19 protein-coding genes are annotated in these 22,457 nt (G+C 58.1%); 8 read left to right on the forward strand and 11 right to left on the reverse strand.

Annotated elements, in window-relative coordinates:
• The first annotated feature begins 39 nt into the window (after positions 1-39).
• From ACF8O8_RS18760 to ACF8O8_RS18780, 5 genes are all read left to right on the forward strand, one after another.
• Positions 40-510 carry a phosphate-starvation-inducible PsiE family protein gene (locus tag ACF8O8_RS18760; protein WP_392510233.1) on the forward strand — a complete coding sequence of 157 codons (471 nt, stop codon included), beginning with the start codon at positions 40-42 and terminating at the stop codon, positions 508-510.
• A gap of 189 nt (positions 511-699) precedes the next feature.
• Positions 700-1,155 carry an Hsp20/alpha crystallin family protein gene (locus ACF8O8_RS18765; protein ID WP_010954193.1) on the forward strand — a complete coding sequence of 152 codons (456 nt, stop codon included), beginning with the start codon at positions 700-702 and terminating at the stop codon, positions 1,153-1,155.
• Between the two features lie 27 nt (positions 1,156-1,182).
• Positions 1,183-1,554 (forward strand): Hsp20/alpha crystallin family protein, encoded by a 372-nt coding sequence (locus tag ACF8O8_RS18770; RefSeq protein WP_020190681.1) that lies wholly within the window; start codon positions 1,183-1,185, stop codon positions 1,552-1,554.
• Between the two features lie 26 nt (positions 1,555-1,580).
• On the forward strand, positions 1,581-2,084 hold the full coding sequence (locus tag ACF8O8_RS18775; protein ID WP_392510234.1) for an Hsp20/alpha crystallin family protein: 504 nt from the start codon (positions 1,581-1,583) through the stop codon (positions 2,082-2,084).
• Positions 2,085-2,278: 194 nt separating this feature from the next.
• Complete coding sequence (locus tag ACF8O8_RS18780) at positions 2,279-4,060, forward strand: monovalent cation:proton antiporter-2 (CPA2) family protein (protein WP_392510235.1); 1,782 nt, start codon at positions 2,279-2,281, stop codon at positions 4,058-4,060.
• Between the two features lie 49 nt (positions 4,061-4,109).
• Here ACF8O8_RS18780 and ACF8O8_RS18785 read toward each other — a convergent pair whose 3' ends face one another.
• From ACF8O8_RS18785 to ACF8O8_RS18800, 4 genes are all read right to left on the reverse strand, one after another.
• Entirely contained in the window at positions 4,110-6,326 is a 2,217-nt protein-coding gene (locus ACF8O8_RS18785; RefSeq protein ID WP_392510236.1) for a xanthine dehydrogenase family protein molybdopterin-binding subunit, read from the reverse strand.
• Positions 6,323-7,324, reverse strand: a complete 1,002-nt coding sequence (locus ACF8O8_RS18790; RefSeq protein ID WP_010954188.1) for a xanthine dehydrogenase family protein subunit M — start codon at positions 7,322-7,324, stop codon at positions 6,323-6,325. Before ACF8O8_RS18790 ends, ACF8O8_RS18785 begins: the two co-directional genes overlap by 4 nt.
• Positions 7,321-7,848, reverse strand: a complete 528-nt coding sequence (locus ACF8O8_RS18795) for a (2Fe-2S)-binding protein (protein WP_392510237.1) — start codon at positions 7,846-7,848, stop codon at positions 7,321-7,323. The genes ACF8O8_RS18790 and ACF8O8_RS18795 overlap by 4 nt, the downstream gene beginning before the upstream one ends.
• Positions 7,849-7,959: 111 nt before the next feature.
• Positions 7,960-8,340 carry a termination factor Rho gene (locus ACF8O8_RS18800; protein WP_392510238.1) on the reverse strand — a complete coding sequence of 127 codons (381 nt, stop codon included), beginning with the start codon at positions 8,338-8,340 and terminating at the stop codon, positions 7,960-7,962.
• A 768-nt stretch (positions 8,341-9,108) separates the two neighbouring features.
• Between ACF8O8_RS18800 and ACF8O8_RS18805 the strand changes: the two genes are divergently transcribed.
• Positions 9,109-10,092, forward strand: a complete 984-nt coding sequence (locus tag ACF8O8_RS18805) for a TerC family protein (protein ID WP_392510239.1) — start codon at positions 9,109-9,111, stop codon at positions 10,090-10,092.
• 152 nt (positions 10,093-10,244) lie between these two features.
• Here the strand turns inward: ACF8O8_RS18805 and ACF8O8_RS18810 are convergent, their stop codons facing one another.
• The 5 genes from ACF8O8_RS18810 to ACF8O8_RS18830 all read right to left on the reverse strand — a co-directional run bounded on the left by ACF8O8_RS18810 (position 10,245) and on the right by ACF8O8_RS18830 (position 17,729).
• Positions 10,245-11,483 (reverse strand): multidrug effflux MFS transporter, encoded by a 1,239-nt coding sequence (locus ACF8O8_RS18810; protein ID WP_392510240.1) that lies wholly within the window; start codon positions 11,481-11,483, stop codon positions 10,245-10,247.
• A complete protein-coding gene (gene fabF, locus ACF8O8_RS18815) occupies positions 11,480-12,772 on the reverse strand; it encodes a beta-ketoacyl-ACP synthase II (protein ID WP_392510244.1) in 1,293 nt (430 codons plus the stop codon). Before fabF ends, ACF8O8_RS18810 begins: the two co-directional genes overlap by 4 nt.
• Positions 12,773-12,844: 72 nt before the next feature.
• Positions 12,845-15,937, reverse strand: a complete 3,093-nt coding sequence (locus tag ACF8O8_RS18820) for an efflux RND transporter permease subunit (RefSeq protein WP_350297943.1) — start codon at positions 15,935-15,937, stop codon at positions 12,845-12,847.
• A complete protein-coding gene (locus ACF8O8_RS18825) occupies positions 15,934-17,037 on the reverse strand; it encodes an efflux RND transporter periplasmic adaptor subunit (RefSeq protein WP_392510241.1) in 1,104 nt (367 codons plus the stop codon). The genes ACF8O8_RS18820 and ACF8O8_RS18825 overlap by 4 nt, the downstream gene beginning before the upstream one ends.
• 77 nt (positions 17,038-17,114) lie before the next feature.
• The gene (locus ACF8O8_RS18830; protein ID WP_010954179.1) at positions 17,115-17,729 is read right to left on the reverse strand and encodes a TetR/AcrR family transcriptional regulator; all 615 of its coding nucleotides are present in this window, start codon (positions 17,727-17,729) and stop codon (positions 17,115-17,117) included.
• A gap of 83 nt (positions 17,730-17,812) precedes the next feature.
• Between ACF8O8_RS18830 and ACF8O8_RS18835 the strand changes: the two genes are divergently transcribed.
• Positions 17,813-19,264, forward strand: a complete 1,452-nt coding sequence (locus ACF8O8_RS18835) for an efflux transporter outer membrane subunit (protein WP_392510242.1) — start codon at positions 17,813-17,815, stop codon at positions 19,262-19,264.
• A 170-nt stretch (positions 19,265-19,434) separates the two neighbouring features.
• Here the strand turns inward: ACF8O8_RS18835 and ACF8O8_RS18840 are convergent, their stop codons facing one another.
• Entirely contained in the window at positions 19,435-19,938 is a 504-nt protein-coding gene (locus ACF8O8_RS18840; RefSeq protein WP_350297941.1) for a CinA family protein, read from the reverse strand.
• Between the two features lie 639 nt (positions 19,939-20,577).
• Between ACF8O8_RS18840 and ACF8O8_RS18845 the strand changes: the two genes are divergently transcribed.
• Positions 20,578-22,287 (forward strand): Mu transposase C-terminal domain-containing protein, encoded by a 1,710-nt coding sequence (locus tag ACF8O8_RS18845; protein WP_392510243.1) that lies wholly within the window; start codon positions 20,578-20,580, stop codon positions 22,285-22,287.
• Between the two features lie 30 nt (positions 22,288-22,317).
• Here the strand turns inward: ACF8O8_RS18845 and ACF8O8_RS18850 are convergent.
• Positions 22,318-22,457 (reverse strand): transposase domain-containing protein (locus tag ACF8O8_RS18850; protein WP_392510245.1); only part of this gene is annotated, 140 nt, incomplete at its 5' end.

Here is a 22,457-nt window from a genome sequence, read left to right on the forward strand (position 1 = left end):
TTTCTCGTTGCAATGATCTTGCTGCTGAAGAGGTGAGGCATGAAGGACAGCGATGAGCCCGAGACCACGCGCATGCGACTGCGTCGCGAGTGGGCGGTGTTGACGTTTTACGAGCGTTTCGAGCAGATCGTCGCTCACATTCTTTCGCTGGTGATCGCGGTGGTTATCGTGGTGTCGCTGGTACAGCTGATCCAGATAGTCTTCAGCCTGCTGATCATCGATGCGTTCAATCCGCTGGACCACCGGATCTTCCAGAATGTGTTCGGTATGGTCATGACGCTGCTGATCGCGATGGAATTCAAGCATTCCATCGTGCGCGTTGTCTTGCGCCATGGCAGCATCATTCAGGTCAAGACGGTCCTCTTGATCGGGTTGATCGCGCTGTCGCGCAAGATCGTGATCCTTGATCCCGATGTCGGCCCGGCCAAAGTCGCGGCGCTCGCTGGCGCCACCCTGGCCCTGGGGCTGACCTACTGGCTGTTGCGTGAGCGAGATGATCGAGTTGCCTAGGCCCTGTGTGAATGGCGCCAAGGCAAAGATTGAACGGGAAAAAGAGCGCGGATGTGTAATTCCATATCCGTTCAAACCGGGGCTTGAAAACCTCCAGATTGCTCACATAATTCCGTCATCAGGGGCCGAAACCCGGCGCTTCGCGCCTCCTGTTCGAGATCATTTCAGTCAGCTGGAAGGAGGATTGTCATGTACGAGTCCCTTCTTAATCTGTCGAGCGATCCGATTGCCGAGTTCGAGAAGCTCCAGCGCGAACTGCAACATGTGCTGGGAACGGGGCTCGGGCGCCCAGGCAGCATTCGTGCCTTGGCCAGTGGTGCTTTTCCTGCCATCAATGTCGCGAGCACGCCATCGAGCATGGAGGTCTACGCCTTCGTTCCCGGCGTTGACCCGAGCGACATCGATCTGCAGATTCACCGAGGCCTGCTATCGATTTCCGGCGAGCGCCGGCCCGCGCGCAGCACGCAGGAGGGCAATTGCTCCGTGTACGCCAACGAGCGCTATGCAGGTCCCTTCAAGCGTACCGTGAGCCTCAATGATCAGGTCGATACCGACAAGGTCGAGGCCCACTACCGCGACGGCGTCCTGCGCATTTCCCTGCCGCGGCGGGAAGCGCTGCAGCCCAAGCGTATAGTCATCCAGTAACAGCAAAGGTTTGAAGGAGGAATCACCATGAACGACAAGCAAGCAGTCGTGCGCGGCGAAACTGAAACCCAAACACTGCTGCCGCGCGTCGATGTCTTCGAAGACGAAAACGGAATCCAGCTGTTTGCCGACTTTCCCGGGGTGCCCAAGGATCATCTCGTGGTCAATGTGGAGGGTGACACGCTGGTGCTGGAAGGGGAGATCATGCCGCAGTTGTCCGAACAGCTGGAGGCCGTCTACGCTGAAGTCCAGCTGTCGCGATTCAGACGAGCCTTCACCTTGAGCTCCGAGCTGGATACGACCCGAATCGACGCTGAGCTACGGGACGGCGTGCTGAACGTGCGTGTTCCCAAACATGCACATGCCCAGCCGCGCAAGATCGTCGTGAAAAGCGCGTAGGGCCTTGAGCGTGTGGAGGACGACCCATGGACAAACTAGCTGAACTCAGACATGGCCTGGAGGAAACCTGGCATTCGCTGGGCGAGGGCTGGCGTCAGCTTCGCGATCGCACCAGCGAGGCCTTGACGCGCTTCACGCCAGTGAAGCGGAGCAGGGGCGAGTCGCAGGATGCGACCTCATCACCGGCGCTTGCCTCGAACTGGGGGCTGCTGGCCGGCGATCTTTACGAGGATGGTGAGCGGATCGTCGTTCGCCTTGAGATACCTGGAATGGTCAAGGAGGACCTGAACCTGGAGGTGCGGGGCGATACGCTGATCATTCGCGGTGAAAAGCGCATCGAGCAGGAGCAGGGCAATGGGCATTATCGCGTCCGGCAATGCACCTTTGGCAGTTTCCGGCGCACCTTCCGGCTTCCTGCCGAGGTCATTGCCGAGCAGGCCAGCGCCAGATGCAACAACGGTGTGCTGCGTATCGAATTGCCCAAGCAAGCGCGTGCGAGTGGCAGGCGCATCGAGGTTCGCGAAGGCTAGGGGACAGCCCCTCGTCACCAGTATTACCCGCCCGCGACCTACCTGCGGGCGGGTGTTTCTTCAGTTGCTCCACCGGAAGCTGCCGCTTCCCATGCAGTGGATATTGCACATCCCAGGCGAACTGAGACGCCCAGCGATAATTCGTCCGGTACTTTCTCCATAACCGGTCCTGACAGAGGCTGAGGGTCGAAGCCATGGCCGCTGAAGGCAACGCAGGACTGTTGTTGGGTGTCATCACGTTGCTCAGCGCTGCCGTGGTGGCCGTGCCACTGCTCAAGCGCATCGGTTTCGGCTCGGTGCTGGGTTACCTGCTGGCGGGGATGATGATCGGGCCCTTCGGGCTGCAACTGGTCAATGACCCTCACACCATCATCGATGTGGGCGAATTGGGCGTGGTTATGTTTCTCTTCGTGATTGGCCTGGAGCTCAATCCCTCGCATCTGTGGGCGCTGCGGGCGCAGATCTTTGGGCTGGGCAGCCTGCAGGTGTTGATCTGTGCCGTTCTGCTCACCGTCGTCGGCAAGGCCTTTGGTTTCCCTTGGCAGGTGTCATTCGTCTGCGCGGCCGGTTTTGTACTCACATCCACTGCCATCGTCATGCAAGTTCTCTCGGAGCGGGGTGACTTGACCGAGCCGAGGGGCCAACGCATCGTGTCCATTCTGCTGTTTGAAGATCTGCTGATAGTGCCCTTGCTGGCGGTGGTGGCATTTCTGGCGCCGACTGCAGCGGTGCCCGAACCCACCTCACCCCTGTGGCAGCGCATGGCTATCGCAGCCGTGTCCCTCAGCGCACTGGTAATCATCGGGTTGTGGTTGCTCAACCCCCTGTTTCGGGTACTGGCCCAAGCCAGGGCGCGCGAGGTGATGACTGCTGCGGCGCTGCTGGTGGTGCTAGGAGCAGCGCTGCTGATGGAAATCGGCGGCCTGTCGATGGCGATGGGAGCTTTTGTTGCCGGTGTGCTGCTGTCGGAGTCCACCTTCCGCCACCAGCTGGAGGTTGACATAGAACCGTTTCGCGGACTGTTACTGGGGCTGTTCTTTCTCGGCGTCGGCATGGCGCTGGACCTGCAGGTGGTGGCCAGGAACTGGCTGCTCATCAGCTCTGGCGTGCTGGCGCTGATGGTGGTCAAGGCGCTGTGCATCTATGGGGTCGCGCGCCTAGCGAAAAGCCAGCATGGCGATGCGCTGGACCGCGCCGTGCTGATGGCGCAGGGGGGCGAATTTGCGTTTGTGCTGTTTACCGAAGCGCTGAAACTCAAGGTCGTCAGTGCCGAAATCAACGCCAACATGACGGCTATCGTGGTGCTGTCCATGGCCCTCACGCCGGTGAACCTTCTGTTGCTCAAGCGTTTCGCGCGGCCCCGGGCGGTTTCCATGGACGGTGTGGAGCCGGCACAGAATCTCCAAGGCCATGTACTCATCATAGGGTTTGGCCGTGTCGGCCAGATCGCTTGTCAGGCACCGCTCGCTCATGGCGCCAAGCTTTCAATCATCGACATGGACCCCGAGGTGATCCGCGCCGTGGAGCCTTATGGTTTCAAGGTCTATTACGGTGATGGTGCCCGGCATGACCTGTTGCATGCTGCCGGGGCCCGTCACGCCCGCACCATCATTGTGTGCGTGAATGACAAGAAGGCCGCGACACGCATCGTCGAAAGCACGCGGCAGTATTGCCCGCATGTGAAGGTGCTGGTACGCGCCTTTGACCGCGAGCACGCGCTGGAACTGGTCAAGCACGATGCCGACTACATCGTGCGGGAAACCTTTGAATCCTCCTTGCTGCTTGGCCGCCAGGCCGTGCTGACCTTGGGAGCCTCGAGCGTTGAAGCTGACGCGGTGACCGACGAGGTGCGCACACGCGATGCCGCACGTTTTGCCCTGGAAACATCCGGCGGTCTATTTGCCGGGCGAGCGTTGGTTCTGGGAAATATCGAGCGCATTGATCCGCCTGCGCCTGAAGCCACCGACGCCCAGTGAGCGGGAATCCGACGGCGATGCAGGCGCAAACCTCATGCACAGATATTACTCATACCTGACTGTTGTCTTTCAGCAGTTTGTCGAGCGTGATCGGAAACTCCCTCACACGCTTGCCCGTGGCATGGTAGACCGCGTTGGCCACCGCGGCTGCCACCCCGACGACGCCGATTTCGCCCACGCCCTTGGACCCCAGCTCGTTGACGATGTCGTCGTGCTCTTCAACGAAGATGACTTCGATATCCCCGCTGTCTGCGTTCACCGGGATGTGGTATTCCGCGAGGTTGTGGTTGACGATGCGGCCCAACCGATGGTCGGTCAGCGCGGCTTCGTGGAGGGCCATACCCACCCCCCACACCACGCCTCCCAAAATCTGGCTGCGCGCGGTTTTCGGGTTGATTACTCGTCCCGCCGCAACAGCGCTGACTACCCGTACTACCTTGATTGTGCCAAGGTCCTCGTCGACGTGGACTTCCGCGAATACTGCCGAATGGGTAGCGGTGGAGAACGGTTGGCGTCTGGCGCCGGGCTCGGCGTCGATTTGCACTTCGAACTCACCTTCGGGGGCGCTGGCGATGATGTCCGCCAAGGCCAGGCGATGGCTGCCCGCGTGCAGGTAGCCATCGGCGAAAATGATCTGCTCCCGGGCCGTGCTGGCCACTTGGGGGTACATCCTGCGCGCATGTTCCAGCACTTTGGTACGCAGTACCTGGCAGGCCTGGCGCACGGCCGAACCGACCGACGACACCGTAAACGATCCGCCCTGAAGCGGTGCGGTGGGCAGTGAAGAGTCTCCCAGGACGAAGGTGACATCCTGCACCCTGGCGCCAGCCGCGTCGGCTGCGATCTGCGTCATGACGGTATAGGTGCCGGTCCCGATATCGGTGGTGGCACTGCTGACGGTGAGGTGGCCTTGGGCATCGAAGCGTGCTTTGGCGCTGGCCTTCATCTGCATGGCTTCCCAGACGCCGCCGGCCATCCCCCAGCCGACCAGCTGGTTGCCATGGCGCATGCTGCGCGGTAGCGGATTACGGTTTTGCCAGCCAAAACGTTCGGCACCTTGCCGGTAGCACGCCAGCAGTTCCTTGCTGGAGTAGGGCTTGCCCTCGTTGGCATTGCTGGCGGCGAAATTGCGTCGGCGCAGTTCGAGCGGGTCAATCTGCGCTGCACAGGCAAGCTCATCCATGGCGCATTCCAGGGCAATCATCCCCGACGCGGCGCCAGGCGCACGCATGTCCAGCGGGGTGTACACATCGAGCGAGGCCAGGCGATAGCTGAGGGCAACGTTGTCGCACTGGTAGAGCATGCCACTCCATTCCACCACGTGCTCGGTGAAGTCCTCGAAGCGGGAGGTCTGGCCGAGCGCATCGTGGGCGATCGCCAGCAACTGCCCGTTTGCGTCAGCACCCAGGCGCAGGCGCTGCTCGGTGCGGGGCCGGTAGCCAAAGGTGAACATCTGCTGGCGAGTCAGCGTGACGCGCACCGAGCGCTTCAGGTGCAACGCCCCCATCACTGCCAGTGGCAATTGGTACTGCGGGCGCAAGCCCGAGCCGAAGGCACCGCCGACGAATGCCGCGCGCACGCGGATATTTGCCTTGGGCAGGCCAAACACCTTGTGCAGGTAGTCCTGGCAGTTCTGTGTGCCTTGGGTCTTGTCGTGGATTTCCAGCGTGCCGTCGCCTTTGTAGAGTACGGTTGACGCATGGGGCTCCATCGGGTTGTGGTACTCGTTGGCTGTCAGGTAGGTGGCATCCACCTGCACTGGGGCCCGGGCAAACTGCGCAGCAAAGTCACCACGCGGCGGCGGTGTCTCTGCGGGTGCTGCATGCGACTGTTGGCATGCGCCAAGGTCGGTCTGGTGGGCCTCCTCGGCATACTCGATCCTGATCAGCGAACCTGCATACCGGGCCAGTTCGAGGGTTTGGGCAACCACCAGCGCCAACGGTTGACCGTTGTAGAGCACTCGATCATCGAACAAGGGCCTAAACGGCGCCCCCTGCGCGGCGTCGGCGTCGCTGTAGTCGTCGTCATAACTGGAAATATGTGGACGATGGCCATGATCAAGCACGGCGATCACCCCGGGCACGCGCATCGCTTGCGTACTGTCGATGTTGAGTACCCGACCTCGGGCGATGGTACTGGACACGACGCTGCCATGGAGCAGGCCCACTTCGGGGTATTCGCCCGCGTAACGCGCCTGCCCGGTGACCTTCGCCACGCCGTCTACGCGGTCCAGGGACGTACCGGCTACCGGTGTGGGTTTGATCATGGTCGTGGCCCCCCGTCAGCGGCGCCGCGCGCCGCGTCATCCAATGCCCGCACAATTGCACGTTGGGCGAGCGTGACCTTGAAGCCGTTGTGGCTCAGAGGTTTTGCACCTTGCAGCAACGTTTTTGCGGCCCGGGTGAACAGCGCTTCGCAAGGCGCCTGGCCGGCCAGCATGCGCTCCACAACCGGGTCTCGCCACGGCTTGTGAGCAACGCCGCCCAGCGCCAAGCGAGCTTGCCGGATCACCTGGCCATCGAAGCTCAAGGCTGCGGCGACCGATACCAGCGCAAACGCGTAGGAGGCGCGGTCGCGAATTTTCAGGTAACGGTAATGTTTTTCGAACACCGGGGGCGGCAGCTCGATGGCGACCACCAGTTCATCGATTGCCAGCTGATTGTCTCGCTCCGGGGTGTCCTCGGGGAGGCGATGGAATGCCGCAAAAGGTATTTGGCGCTCTCCGCGCGGCCCCTGCACATGCACCACGGCTTCGAGCGCAGCCAATGCCACGCACATATCCGAGGGATGGGTCGCGACACAGGCATCACTGGCGCCGAGAATCGCGTGGATACGGTTCGAGCCTGTACGCGCCGGGCATCCGCTGCCGGGTTCACGTTTGTTGCAGGGGGTGCCGGTGTCGTAGAAGTAGTAGCAACGGGTACGTTGCAGCAAGTTGCCACCGGTGCTGGCCATGTTCCTCAACTGCGGTGATGCCCCAGCCAGGATGGCGTCCGACAGCAATGGATAGTGCTGCTCGATCATCGGGTGCCAGGCCAGGTCGGCATTGCTCACCAATGCGCCGATCAACAAGCCACCGTTCAACGTGGGGTGGATGCCGTTCAGCCCAAGGCCGGAAATGTCGATCAGGCGCTTGGGGCGAACCACGTTTTCTTTCATCAGGTCGACGAGGTTGGTGCCGCCGGCAATGAAGTGTGAGCTGGCGTCAGCCAGGCTCACGGCTTCGCTGATTGATGCGGGCTTGTGGTAGCTGAAAGGCGTCATGGATTCGGCCCTCGTTGTGGCGGGGCCAGGTCCGTCATCAACGGTAGGGCTTCTTCCACCGCAGCGACGATGTTGCTATATGCACCACACCTGCAAAGGTTGCCGCTCATCTGTTCGCGAATGGCCTCGCGGGTGTAGGCGCGCCCTTCGCGGGCAAGCCCGACTGCGGAGCAGATCTGCCCCGGGGTGCAGTAACCGCACTGGAAAGCATCGTGGGTGATGAATGCACGCTGCATGGGGTGCAGAACGTCGCCGCTGGCCAGCCCTTCGATGGTCACCAGTTCGGCCCCGTCGCACATGATGGCCAAGGTCAGGCAGGCATTGACGCGCTTGCCATCGCGCAGCACTGTGCAGGCCCCGCACTGGCCATGGTCGCAACCCTTCTTGGTGCCGACCAGGTTCAACTGCTCGCGCAAAAGGTCGAGGAGGGTGGTCCAGGGATTCACCTGCAGTGTCAGGCGCTGACCATTCAGGGTCAGGCCGATGGGGTGTTCTTCAGCCCCATTGGGAGAGATCGCGCTCATGGTAGGTCCTCACGGTCAGGGTTCGCGCAGCCGGCTGCGTCTCTGTTGTGCGACCGGGCCGGTTGAGCAAACGTTCAGCCGGCTTGCCAAGTTGCCGATCACATCTGGCCGTCACCCGTGTTTTTGCAGGGCTTCAATCAACTGGGCCTTGGTCATGGTCGAGCGCCCCTTGATGTCTTTGCTGCGTGCCTCTTTCATAAGGCTTTCCTTGCTTTGCGATTCCAGCGACGCGTGCGACGTCCGCGAATGCCCCTGGCGAGATTCAGCGGCGCGCTTGGCCGAATCCGAGCGTGCGGTCTTCTTCACGTGCGACGGTTTCCGGCTTCCCGAGCCTGCGTGTTTTTCACCGCCACCGGATTGTTTGTTGACGGTGGCCCAGGCGCGAGCTTCGGCTTCATCCTTGCCCACGCCTTTGTCCTCGTAAGATTGCTCGATGTGCTCGGCCTTACGTTTCTGCTTGTCCGTGTACTTGTCTTTGTCGCCGCGTGGCATGGTATTTCCTCCTGCATGGGTTGCATGAACGGTTGAAAACCAGGGCAGAACTGAGGCCCTTTCAGCTAACTGCCGGAACCTGCGCCATATCCACTTCCGGCTGAGCCACTGCCACCACCGCCCGCGCCTGTGCCGCTACTACCAGAGCCATGACTGCCGGTTCCCGAGCCGCTGTCGGTACCGTCACCCCCGGTATTGTCCGTCCCATTGTCGTCAGTGCCGCCATCACCCGTACCCATGCCATCGCCGGGTGTTCCAGAGCCAGTCGCTGCGCCTTGGCCGTTCATTTGTCCATTGTCGTTCGATTGCATGCCTGGGGCGCGCTGATGGTTCAGGTCTGTGGCGGCCGAAGCTAGTGCTGAAGCGCAGCCCAGGCAAAGTGCAAGCAGTAACGTAAAAGGTTTTGCTGGTGTCATGGTGAAACGCCTTTTTGGATTGTTCACCCTATGTTCGGCATGGCGTGCGGGGGAGGGTGCCTTCTGACCGACGGAAGGCGCTGCATCAGATCAACGCGAGCGAGCGGCGCTTTGCTCCAATGAAGGCGTTGATAACGTGCGGGGCACCCATGAGGCTGGTGCAATCAGGTGTGCGTAGTTAGTTTTTCACTGCAAGCGTTTTAGCTTGTCATGGACAAGATTTGTAAATGTTTTCTACTTGCAGCCTACTCGCGCTCGATAAATTCTTTATTCGTGACGCCGGGCCCCTCTGACGGTTATACCGCCATGTCGGAGTCATAGTTGTTCAACTACGACTATACAGGAGGGGCTCATGTCTGCCCTTAGTACGTATCTCTACCAAGACGTTCTTGGTACTGACCTCTGGCTTTGGCTTTCCTTTTTCGCTGTTGTGCTAACACTGTTGGCGCTTGACTTAGGTGTGCTCCACCGCGGGAATCGGGAGATTGGAGTAAAAGAGAGCTTGTTGCTGTCCGCGGGCTACATCAGTATGGGCCTTCTGTTCGCGGTCTGGGTGTACTTCCAGAAAGGCAGCGATGCCAGCATGGACTATGTGACGGGTTTCTTGATTGAAAAATCCCTGTCGATGGATAACGTTTTCGTTATTGCCCTGATATTCAGTTTTCTGGCCATTCCTCGGGAGTTCCAGCACCGAGTATTGTTTTGGGGGATCATGGGGGTTATCGTCCTGAGGGCTATCATGATCGGCCTTGGGGCTGCGCTCATCGCCCAGTTCAGTTGGATACTTTACTGCTTCGGCGCGTTCCTGGTCTTCACCGGGGTCAAGATGCTATTCGCTCGCGTCGATCATGCGCCTGACTTGGAAAACAACCGTTTCGTCAACTACCTGCGCACACACCTACGCATCACCAAAGAATTGCACGCTCAAAGCTTTGTGGTTCGCTTGCCCGATGCGTCAGGAAAAAGAATTCTATGGGTGACACCGCTCTTCCTTGCACTTATTTTGATTGAGTGTGCAGACTTGGTATTTGCTGTTGACAGCGTGCCTGCGATTTTTGCTATCACACAGGATCCGTTCATCGTTTATACGTCGAACATCTTTGCCATTCTCGGTTTGCGAGCGCTCTATTTTGCATTGGCTGCCATGATCAGTCGCTTTGTTTACCTTAAATATGCGCTGGCTCTGGTGCTTGTCTTTATCGGCTCGAAAATTTTCCTTCATGACATTGTGGGTAAAGTGCCAGCCGAAATATCGTTGAGCATTACAATCGGCCTGCTGATTGGCGGCGTGTTGCTTTCGCTTTGGAAAACCCGAGCGTCCGCTAATGCTTCTTGAATAATTACGGCCGCTGGCTGCTGCGTGAGCGCGATGACCGGATCGCCTAGGATTCAAGGCGTGAAAGCGGTCGCCTCCGCTGCTGCTCGGGCCATGCAGTTGATTTTGCACATCCCAGGCGAAGCAGGAGCAAACCTCATGCAGAGATACTCCTACCTGACAATTGCCTTACGTTTGACATACCAAGCGAAAAGCACCATTGCCAGAAAGCACACCGAGGTTTGAGTGGCACCCAGTACGGCAATCGTGGGGAACTTCGGCGTGGAAACCATCCAGGTCGACACTGCTCCGATCGCCATGGTCAGGAAGCCCAAAAGGGCTGACGCCAGTCCTGCTTCTTTCCCGAACGGTGTCATGGTCAAGGCCGTTCCCAGCGGATTGGCAATACCCATACCCCATAGGAAAAGCACCATCGACAATGAGTACCAGCCCAAGCTTGGATTGCTTGGGCCGACCAGCAGCAATGCACCTGCCGTACACGCAGTCGCGAGGCCTGACAAGGTGATGGCGCGGCTACCCCAACGGTGAGCCAGGCGAGGAGCAGCCAAGCCAGCGGCAAAGACCACGAAGACAGTTGCCGCGAAATACAGGCCCACCTGGAGCGAGCTGAGCCCCATGCCTTCCATCAAGATTGACGGCGCAGCGGCGAACGAGGCGAATAAGCCGCTCATCAGCAGGCTGGTCGCGAGTGCGGGCAAAATGAAGAGGCGGTTGGACGCCAGTTTGCCGTATGCGATCAGGATCGCAGGTACTGATTGAGTCACCCGACGATGGGCAGGAAGGGTTTCACCTATCCCTCTGAGGTAGAACAGCGCGATAAGGATTGCCGACATGCCGACGGCTATGAAAAGTGCGCGCCACCCCAAAGTGGTGTTCAGCATACTGCCGATCAAAGGTGAGAAGCCTGGCGCTGTGGCGGCAGCGATCATCGTCAGCGATAACGCGCGTGCCAGGTTCTCACCCTCATAAAGATCGCGAGCGATGGCTCTGGCCAGCACCGCGGCGGCACACACGCCAATGGCCTGGATTACCCGTCCGAGGATCAGCATGTCGAGTGTGGCGGCGTTAGCCGCCCAAAACGTACCCACCACGAAAATCATCAACCCACCTACTACCAGCCGCTTGCGGCCATAGCGATCGGCAAGCGGCCCTACCAGTAATTGGGCGAAGGCGAACGTAATGAAAAAGCTGGAGAGCGTCAGCCCGAGTTCCTGGGATGAGACGTTGAGCTGTCGAGCCATTTCAGGAAAAGCGGGCAGAATGATATTGGTGGACAAGTTGCTGATGGCAGCGAGTGCTGCCAGTAACAGGATGACCTTGGCCGTCAGGACGTTGGCCCTCTGAGCATCGTCATCAGCTTCGTTGGCGTGTGTTTCGAGTTGGGTGTTCATACGTTGGCCTCCCAGCGGCGGAACAGCACGCTGGCGTTCACACCACCGAATCCGAAACCATTGGACAAGGCATATTCGATGGGCATTTCACGGGCTATTCGTGCAACCAGGTCAAGGCCAAGCGCAGCATCATCGACCTGAGTCAGGTTGAGCGTGGGTGGAACGATCTGATCTTGCAGCGCCAACACCGTGAAAATGGCTTCGACACCGCCTGCCGCCCCCAGGAGGTGGCCGGTGGCCGATTTGGTCGATGTAATCGCCACGCCGCTGCCGCTACCGAATACGGCGCGAATTGCTGCAAGTTCACCCTTGTCGCCAACCTGGGTCGAAGTCGCATGCGCATTGATATGGTCCACGTCCCCAGGCGCTATCGACGCCTGTTGCAGCGCGAGTTGCATGGCGCGCCTGGCACCGCTTCCGTCTTCGGGGCCAGCGGTCAGATGATAGGCATCAGCGCTCGTTCCGTAGCCGACCAGCTCGGCCAGCGGCTTGGCGCCACGGGCCAGCGCATGTTCCAGCGACTCGATCACCAGCAAGCCAGCCCCTTCAGCCATGACAAACCCGTCCCGTTGGCTATCGAAAGGACGGGAGGCTTGCTCAGGGCTATCCGAAAAGCCCGTGCTGAGCGCTCGTGCAGCCGCAAAGCAGCCAAGCGTCACACGATCGATGGCCGCCTCGGCGCCACCGCAGATCGCGATATCCGCTTCGCCGCTTCTGATGAGCCGAGCGGCGTCGCCAATGGCCTGCACCCCCGCAGCGCAGGCTGTGACGGGTGCCCCAAGTGGGCCTTCGAACCCGTAGCGTATGGAGACATGACCTGCTGCCATATTGGCCAGGAACGATGGCGCCGTGAAGGGCGACAACTTGCGAGGGCCACGTGCGTCAGTGGTGCGCACCGCCTCTGCGATGGCGCCGAAGCCACCGACGCCTGATGCGATGATGGTGGCGGTGCGCGCGCGTTCAGCCTGACGCTCGGGACGCCAGCCGGCTTGCTGCAATGCTTCATCCGCTGCTACCAGCGCAAACTCGATGAACCGATCCATCTTCTTGCGTTCCTTGGCGTGGATGACCCGCTCGGGTTGATAGCCTGCCACTGCATCCTCGGCCAATGTGGGCACGCTGCCGCCCACTGACACGCCAGTGCCTTCGACGACATCGCCAGCAAGCGCGCGAATCCCGGACTGCCCAGCCAGCAATCGCCGCCAGACTTCCTTTACGCCGCAGCCCAGCGGGCTGACAACGCCGGTGCCGGTCACCACGATGCGCTTTTGATTAACGTTGTGAGTCATTTCGACCTCTCGTTGGATCATGAGCGCGCCTCGAATTGCATCGGGCGCGCAAGGGTTGAAGGCAATGTCTACTCAGGCGCGGTGTGCAGCTTCTGGCTTGGCAATGCGGCTATTGGGGCGGATCTTGAACCAGATGGAATACATTGCCGGCAGGAACACCAAGGTCATGATCGTGCCCACGAACGTGCCTCCGATCAGGGTGTAGGCCAAGGTGCCCCAGAACACCGAGTGGGTGAGGGGGATGAAGGCCAGGATGGCTGCCAATGCCGTGAGCAAGACTGGGCGTGCGCGTTGCACTGTGGCCTCGACCACGGCGTCGAAGGGCGCAAGTCCTTCAAGCTGGTTGTGGTCAATCTGCCCGATCAGGATGAGGGTGTTGCGCATCAGAATCCCGGAGAGCGCGATCAAGCCGACTAACGCGTTGATGCCGAACGGTTGGCCGAACAGCAGTAATACGGGTACTACGCCGATCAACCCCAGCGGTGAAGTCAGAAACACCATGACCATCGCCGAGATAGAGCGCACCTGCAGGATGATGATCAACAAAGTCAGGGCGATCATGATAGGCAGGAGAGGGACGATAGCCTGGCTGGCCTTGGCCGACTCCTCGATAGAGCCTGCCATTTCGATTTTGTAGCCCGCAGGCAGCTGCGTGACGATGGGCTGGAGGTCTTTCCAGATCGCCGTGGATACATCAGGCGGCTGCAGCCCTTCCGCGATGTCACCCCGCACTGTCATGGTGGGCGTTCGGTCGCGGCGACGGAGGATGGGGTCCTCCATGCGAATGCTCACATCACCGATCTGCGAAACCGGAACGCGCTGACCGTTCGAGCCTACCAGGGTGAAATTCTCGATCTGGGCAGGATCGAGTCTGATCTGGCCAGCGGCACGCCCTACAACCTGCACAGAGCGGATATCTTCCCTGACCGACGTGATCGGCACACCGGTGAGCAGGAACTGAAGCTGCTGCGACACCGAGGCGGACGTCAGGCCAACCGACTGCAGGCGATCTTGATTCAGGGAGAAGTGAAGCGTGGGAACAAGCGGGCCCCAGTCGGTATTGACGGTCTTCATCATGGGGCTCGCCTGCAGCACGCTTTGGACGCGTGCTGCAATCTGACGCAGTTGCGAGGCATCCGGGCCCATCACCCGATAGGCGACCGGGTAGGGGGAGTAGGGCCCGAATACCAGTTGTGTTACCCGCACTTGAGCGCCGGGCGCCAGACCTTCGGAGGCTGCCTCCCGAAGACGATGCTTGAGGGCCTCACGAGCGCCCTGGTTTTCGGTCAGGACGACAATCTTGGCAAAGGACGGGTCGGGCAACTCAGGGGCCATTGCCAGGAAGAAGCGGGGCGGGCCTTGGCCGATGTAAGTGGTGACAATCTTTGCCTCTTCTTGCTGACGTAGCCAGGACTCTACCTTGATCGCAGTGGCATTTGTCTGTTCGATGGAGGTGCCATAAGGCATCTGCAGCTCCACAAGCACTTCGGGCCGGTCTGAGGTCGGGAAGAACTGCTTCTTTACCAATCCCATGCCAAGCACGGCGGCCACAAATGTCGAAACCACGGTGCCTGCCACGAGCCATTTATGTGCGATCACCCAGCCCAACAAAGCGCGGAATCGGTTGTAATGACGGGTGTTGTAAATAGCGGCATGACCACCTTCAATCGTCTTGATTCGAGGCAACAACTTCACGCCCAGGTAGGGGGTGAACGCGACCGCCACCACCCAGGATGCGATCAGGGCGATGCCGACAATCCAGAACATGTTGCTGGTGTATTCGCCGGCAGTGGACTGGGCGAAACCGTTAGGCATGAATCCGATGGCGGTAACCAGTGTGCCGGACAGCATGGGGGCTGCAGTGTGGCTCCAGGCATATGCCGAAGCCTTGATGCGGTCGTAACCTTCTTCCATCTTCACGACCATCATTTCGATGGCGATGATCGCGTCGTCGACCAGCAGCCCTAAGGCCAGGATGAGCGAACCCAGCGTAATCCGGTCGAAATTCTTGCCTGTTGCGGCCATCACCACGAATACGATCGCCAGTGTCAATGGCACCGCGGCTGCGACGACAACGCCGACACGCCAGCCCATGCTGAGGAAGCAGACAAGCATCACGACCAGCAGGGCAACGAAAAACTTGATCATGAACTCGTCGACGGAGGACGTAATGTTTACTGCCTGATCGGTGACCTTGCTGAGCGTCATGCCCAAGGGCATGCCTTCGTTGATTTTGGCTGTTTCGGCCTCCAGGGCTTTGCCAAGGTCGAGGCCGTTCCAGCCTTCACGCATGACAATGCCAAGCAGCAAGGCTGGCTCGCCATCGTTACGCACCAGGAACGTCGCGGGGTCTTCATAGCCGCGTTCAACGTCGGCCACATCCGACAGTTTCAGGGGGCGGCCCTGGGCGACCACAGGGGTTTCGCGAATCTTTGCCAGTTGATCGAAGGCGCCGTCAACCCTGACCACCACTTGTGGCCCCTGCGTTTCGACCGAGCCCGACGGTGACAGGGCGTTCTGGTTGTCAAGGGCCGAGAAAATGTCCTGTGGCGTGATTCCGAGCGTGGCCAGGCGGTCATGGGAAAAGGACACGAATATCCGTTCAGCCTGTTCCCCGATGATGTTGACCTTCTTGACGCCCGGTACGTGCAGCAACTGCTGGCGCAGTGTTTCGGCGTCGCGTACCAACTGGCGCTGCGGTTCGCCTTTGGCTTTGAGCGCGTAGACCGCGAATGTCACGTCCGAGAACTCATCATTGAGCATTGGGCCAATGACGCCTGCTGGCATCAGCTTGGCCTGATCACCCGCTTTCTTGCGTGCCTGGTAGAACTCCTCCTGAACCGCCGAAGGTGGTGTCTTGTCTTGCAGTGACACCATCGTGAACGCCAACCCAGGTCGGGTGTAGGTTTCGGTACGGTCATACCAACGCAGCTCTTGCATGCGTTTTTCCAACGGTTCGGCCACCAGATCCTGCATTTCCTGCGCAGTGGCGCCGGGCCAGGCAGTGATAATCGTCATCTGCTTGACGGTGAAGGGCGGATCTTCCGCACGGCCCAGCTTGAAGAAGGCCAGCGTGCCGGCGAAGGCGATCAGCACAATCAGGAAGAGGGTGATTGATCGCTCGCGTACTGCGAGCGCGGATAAGTTGAAACGCAGCTGGCTCATGGTTGCTGCCCCATGACCTGAGCTGTTTGAGCCTGTTCCATGACCTCGACGCCATCGCGCAGCAGATGCGCACCCAGTGCCACGATCCGATCGCCAGCGTGCAGGTCACTCTTCACGACCGCTTTTTCGTCACTGACACTTAGCACTTCCACAGCGCGCCATGACACCTTGGCCGGCTGGCCTGCTATCACCCAAACCCCAGCTCCGTTACCCGGGTCAAAGAGTGCGCCGATGGGTATCTGCTTCGCTTCGAAATCCGTATCGGTATCCGGAATCTCAAGCGTAATGGTTGCACCCAATGGCGCGCTCGCCAGAGGCCCAGTGAGCACGTACCTGGCCTCGAATGTGCGCGTGATGGGGTCTGCTGCATCTGAAAGCAAGCGCAGTTTGGCGGGTACGGCCTGCGCAGGCTTGCCAAATAGCGTGGCCAGCGCAGTCGAGCCAGGCGCAGGTCGAAGTGTTTCTGGCAAGTAGACGACAGCTTCTCGTTGCCCGGCCCTGGCCAGCCTTACAACCGCTTGACCAGCACTGACGACCTGGCCCGGTTCGGCCAGCGTGTCCATCACCACACCATCGGCGTCGGCTAGCAATACCGCATATTCGGTGGCGTTCCTGGCAACGTCAGCCTGAGCTTGCGCGGCACTGAGTTGCGCCTTCGCAGCATCAGCCGCAGCTTTGATCTGGTCGTAGGACGAGGCCGAGACCGCGCCCTCGGCAACCAGCCCTCGATATCGAGCTTCGTCGTCACCGGTCTGCTTGGCCCGCGCCCGAGCGGCAGTTACGGCCTCTTGCTGTGCGCGTGCCTGTAGATTCAGATCCACCGGATCCATGCGCATCAAGGTCTGACCGCGTTTGACTGTTTGCCCGGTATCGACCAGGCGCTGCAGGATTTTTCCGGATACTCGGAAGCCGAGGTCACTCTGTGTGCGAGCGACCACTACTCCGGAAAACGAACGTGCAAGGGCTGACGCGTCCTGTACCGAGACCGCTTTCACGACCGGCGGTGTGTCTCTCGGGTCTTTTCCAGGTGAAGAGTCCCCGCAAGCGACAAGGGCGAGTGGGAGTAAGCAACCGACTATGGCGGCAGGACGCAGGCGCATGGGATCCCTTTCTCAAAAGGCGATATAGGAATCCCATTTTTCTACCAGTGACCAATATTGTCAATGGTCACACTCTGCTAAGGGGCGAGACTTCTGAGTATCAAAGCCGGCAGTTGGACGACCGCATCCTGAAGCGTGTCCAGGTTGTGCTGAAGGAGCGCGGCATTTACGTATGGTCTCATGATCAGAAAAATCGCCAGCGTCAGTTCGTCCAGGGGTGTCTTGCGTTCAAATTCTCCTGCGTCGCGGCCTTGTGTCAGGATCTCCAGAATGACCTTACTGATATTGGCCTCATGAGACTTGACCGACGACCATTGGTCGCGAGATGCCACTGCCGCTATGTCATAGAGCTTCCGGTCGTGGAAGAAAAGGTCAGCTCCGCCCTCAGCGATCGCTCGGAATAGACGTCTCAGCTTTTCCGATGCAGTCGGGGCGTCGCTGGTGGCCGTCGCAATGCGCTGCATGATCAGCGCAAGCCGACTGGAGCAAATCACCTCTCCGATCGCTTGTTTGGATTCGAAGAATTTGTAGATGTAGGCCTTTGAAAAGCCAATCGATTTGGCTAAGTCAGAAACAGTGGTCTTGTCGTACCCATAATGGGCGAAGTGCTCCATGGCAGCCTGGATGATCTGATCCCTCACGTCGTGGTCGGCTGGCCCGCGCGCCGGCGAGGGTGGAGAAGATTTACTCATTTTTGAAGCATCCTGGAACTGATTGACAGAGTGTGACCAAAATATAATATGGTCACACCTCCTCTTGGTCTATGAGAATCATCATGCTTCCCTACCGAACGATTGCTCTGCTGTTGAGCGCCAGTCTCACTGCAGGGTGCATGGTTGGCCCGGATTATAAACAGCCAGAGGTTGCGCTGGCCGATCATTACGTCGCGGATGCACAGCCGTTGACTGCAAGCGACACATCGGTCGGCAGCCTCGATGTCTGGTGGGAAGGATTTGGAGATCCTTTGTTGAGCAGGCTTGTGACCGAGGCGCTGGGGCAAAACCTGCAGTTGGCGCAGGCACAGGCCCGCGTAGCTCAGGCTCGCGCAGCACTGGGCTCAGCGACCGCGGCGCTTGTGCCGTCCGCGGGTATAAATGGTCAAGCTGCACGCTCACGGCAATCCGTTGAAACGCCATTGGGCCAGCTGCTGAACTCAACGCCTGACTATGACCGCTACGGCAACAGCTATGAACTCAATCTGCAAGCAAGCTGGGAAATCGACTTGTTTGGTGGGCTGCGGCGTGATCGGCAAGCCGCCGTCGGTGAGTACCAGGCTTCCGAGGCGGGGGCAATCGCGACGCGTCTTGCCGTTGCCGCGCAAACAGCCGATATCTACACCACCGTGAGGGGGCTGCAGGCGCGCCTGGCCATTGCTCAGAACCAGGTGCAGACACAGCAAGACCTTCTGGCCAAAGTCAACCTGCTCAACCGCAAAGGTCTGGCGCCTGACTACGAGGTTCGTCAAACCGAAGGCGAACTGTCTCAAGTCGAGGCAACCGTGCCAGTTTTGCGTGCGGGCCTGGATGCGGCTCTCAACGCTTTGGATGTCATGCTTGGCAGTACGCCAGGTACCCACCGCGCCCAGATGGCAATTGCCTCGTCAATCCCTCAGGTGCCTGCGTTTGCGCAAATCGGCAAACCTTCCGATCTGCTCCGCCGTCGGCCCGACCTGATCGCCGCTGAGCGGAGGCTCATGGCTGCCAATGCCATGATCGGCAGTGCGATCAGTGAGTATTACCCAAAATTCTCGATAGGCGGGCTGATCGGCAGTGCGTCTACCTCTGGCGGAACATTTTTCACGGGCGATGCCAACCAATCAGCCGTATTGCTCGGTTTGAGGTGGAGACTCTTTGATTTTGGCCGCATCAACGCGCAGATAGACCAGGCCAAAGGACGTGAAGCCGAAGCCCTGGCCATCTATCGGCAGTCTGTGCTGGAGGCTTCGGAAGATGTTGAAACAGCTTTGTCTGCATTGATCAATCGGCAAGCGCAGGCACAGTCGCTCAAACGCGGTGAGGTATCCCTGGAGCGAGCACGACGTTCGTCCTTCGTAGCATTCCAGAACGGTGTAGCCAGTTTGATAGACGTTCTGAACGCAGATCAGCAGCTTCTCAGGACATCGCATTTCCGAGCAGTTGCGCAAACTGAAGCAGCGCGTGCTGCTATTGCTGCCTACCTCGCCCTGGGTGGCGGGTGGTCAACTGACTCAGATGTGGCACAGCGATGATGGGACTGCGTAAATGCCTTGGTGCAGAAGACGTACTCACCTTCGTTGAGGATTGGGCTCATACCGCGTAATCCAAGTGCTCACGCAAAGGGTGGAGGAGGGTAGTCGAGGGGGTCGCCTGCAGTATTCGATGTCGAAAGTCGCCTTCTTGCCTGTCATTACCTGCCCCTTCAAGCGCGCTCCCCACGAAGCCAGCGCTCGTGATAATGGATCAGGCGCGTCAGTCCATAGACGGCGCCGTCATGCATGACTTGCGCTCGCTCACCAAAAAAACGCTGGGTACGGGTAAACACGGCTGTCGGTTCGCCGGCAAAAGCCCAAGCAAAGCAAAGCGTGCCGGGTAGAACCCCAGATGCTGGGTCAGGCCCGGCTAAACCTGTAGTTGCGATAACGACATTGGCATCGCTGTCCTTCAACGCCCCTAGGGCCATCTCCCATGCGACTGGTTCGCTGGTCAGCCCGTACCGTTCGATGGTTTCCGCGCTTACACCTAGCAGACGCTTCTTGGCGGAGGGCGAATACACGACGTAGCCGCTTTCCAGTACCTCGCCTGTGCCTGGGAATGCCGCTAGCAGAGCGACCATGCAGCCTGCTGTGCAGGACTCGGCGGTGGTAAGGACCAGATGGTGGTCTTTGAGATAGCCGAGCACGGCCAATACGGGATCCCTTGCCATTTATCTGTCGACTCGTTGTTCTTTTGCGGTGGACGTGTCGGCTATGTAAATGGTTCACCGGTTTAGCGCAGCTTCGCCTTCTGTTTTCAACTGAACTTTATTTCCCTCGTAGAACATCACTGCCGAGCACAGTGACATCGGCGGGAATCTTCAGGCCGGATCATTGGCAGCCACCTCAATGTTTGGGGTCGCTGTGAACACCCAGGACATGGACCGTTGAAAGAGTGGATGCCAAAACGGGGCTGTCGAATCTGCAGCCTAGGTGTGACTGTTATCCATAAATGATAAAAAAATATATTCAAGAAAATCAAGGCTTTAGCTGAAGTGAAATCCATAGAGGATAAAAAATTAGCAAAATCTTAGGGATTTATCCTTTTTGAGGTGCAGAAGCTGCGTGTTGTGGCGTTATATGTCGTAGAGTTATAAAAAACATCTGACGAACACGATTTTTGTCGTTTTTCGTGTATCCGTTACACGGCTTTAGAAAATAAAAAAATTAGCATGCAATCATATTTCTCAAGTAAATCATGAGCTTATGAGAGATTTTTTCTTCAATTTTTGGCTGGTTTGCCAAGGGTAGTTTTGCGGTCCTTTTTTCTTTGCTATATGGAGATTTTTTCGCACGGAAAATCTGAGGTCATGCAGATCGAGATTGAAGAAGGGATGCATGTTGTAGCTCGCGGAAAAGCTGCATTAATTGTGGGGCCGGTTGATGCAGATTCAGTTGAGGTACTTCTGCTTTCTACTCGACAAAAGATCACTGTTGGACTGAATGAGATAGAGTTCATCACGGTGCCCAAGAGATCTACTGGCGGCTCCGAACTTCTTTACTTGACTAGATTGGAATCTGAATCAAATGACCAGGAAATTCAGCTGGCATTGAGGCGCCACGAGGTATTGTCGAGATTGCACCGTAAGGAAATTTCTGTGGCCCAAGCAGCAGAGGAGATAGGTGTTACTCGGTCGCATGTTTATAAGTTGCGTGCCAAGCATGATGAAAGTATGGGGTATTGCACTCAGTTGGTTCGGCGGAGAGGTAATCAGAGGAACTCACGACATTTAGATCCTGCTCTCGAAAAAGAAATAGAGGCAGTGCTCGAGACATTTCGTAAACGTGCAGGAGTTACATTTGCAGAGGTGTGGCGTGCTGTGCAAAAAGCTTGCATGTCACTTAACCTAAAATGCCCTGCACGCAAAACGATTCGAAATCGTATGAAAAATAGTTTTACTCGCGAAGAAGTCACCCGTTTGAAATATGGGCGGGAGGTGGCTGCACAGATGCATGACTCTCGACCAGGAAAGTACAAGGCTACCAAACCCTTAGAGTGGGTGCAGACTGACCACACGCTCGTTGATTACGAGGTTCTCACGGACGACCGTAGTGACACTATTGGTCGCCCTTGGCTGACCCTGTTTATTGATGTCTATACGAGGGTGATACTAGGATACTATCTCAGCCTTCATCCACCTAGCACTTTGTCGGTTGCTTGTGCCTTGACTCATGCAGTGATGCCGAAGGAAGACTTTTTACGTAGATTGAATTTATCAGGCTTCAAGTATCCGATGTATGGCCCCCCGTTCATGGTCTATATGGATAATGCGAAAGAGTACAGGAGTCATAAGTATCTCTCTTCTTTAGATCGTGCGCATATCGGCTACGATCACCGTCCGCTGGGGAAGAAGCACTTTGGTGGTCATGTCGAAAGGCTGATAGGTACGATGATGAATAAGGTTCATTTGTTGAGCGGCAGCACAATGTCAAATACAGTTGTTAGGAAAAGGCTGGCTAGAGATAGGAAGCCCACCCAAACGTTCACGGAGTTTGCTAGGTGGTTTGCGTTAGAGGTAATGGAATATCATTCGACCGTGCACAGCGAAATTAAAAAGACTCCTTTGCAAGCATGGCAGGATTACTATGGTCCGCATGGTGTAGTGCCTTTTCCTCCGCAAATAACAGACGCGCACCAGTTTCGTTTGAACTTCATGCCTCAAGAATATAGAAACATCCGGCCGGGTGGCATTGAATTTAAGACTCGTTTTTATTGGGATCCTGTGCTCGACCCCTTTATTGGAGAGAAAAAGGTTCTGATAAAATACGACCCATTTTCACTTAAGCAAATTTGGGTCCAGTTAGATGGGCAATTCATTCCGATTCCTTTTGCCGACATGACGTTGCCTGATATTACTCTGGAAGAGCATAGAGCGAAAGTTCTCTCTAGTCAGTCACTGGAACCAGGATCTTTTGGTGATGCTCAAGCAGCAGAAGCACACAGTGAAGCAGGCAGGATAGAAAGTGCAAGCATAAAGAAGACGCGCGCTGCCAAAAAAACAATTGTAACCGATCCATGAACCCCACCTACCACAAGGTGGAAGCCAAGGTTACCGTGGCATCTCTGGCGAACAGTTCCATGGCAGCAGCGCTTCGTAGTCTGCTACCGATGAAGCGTGCGGCAGTCGCTCCAGGACGTGGCGCAGCCACGTATAGGGCTCTTGGCCGTTGACCTTGGCGGTTTCGACCA

This window comes from Pseudomonas sp. TYF_14, assembly GCF_043105275.1.
In the GTDB taxonomy this organism is placed as follows: domain Bacteria; phylum Pseudomonadota; class Gammaproteobacteria; order Pseudomonadales; family Pseudomonadaceae; genus Aquipseudomonas; species Aquipseudomonas alloputida.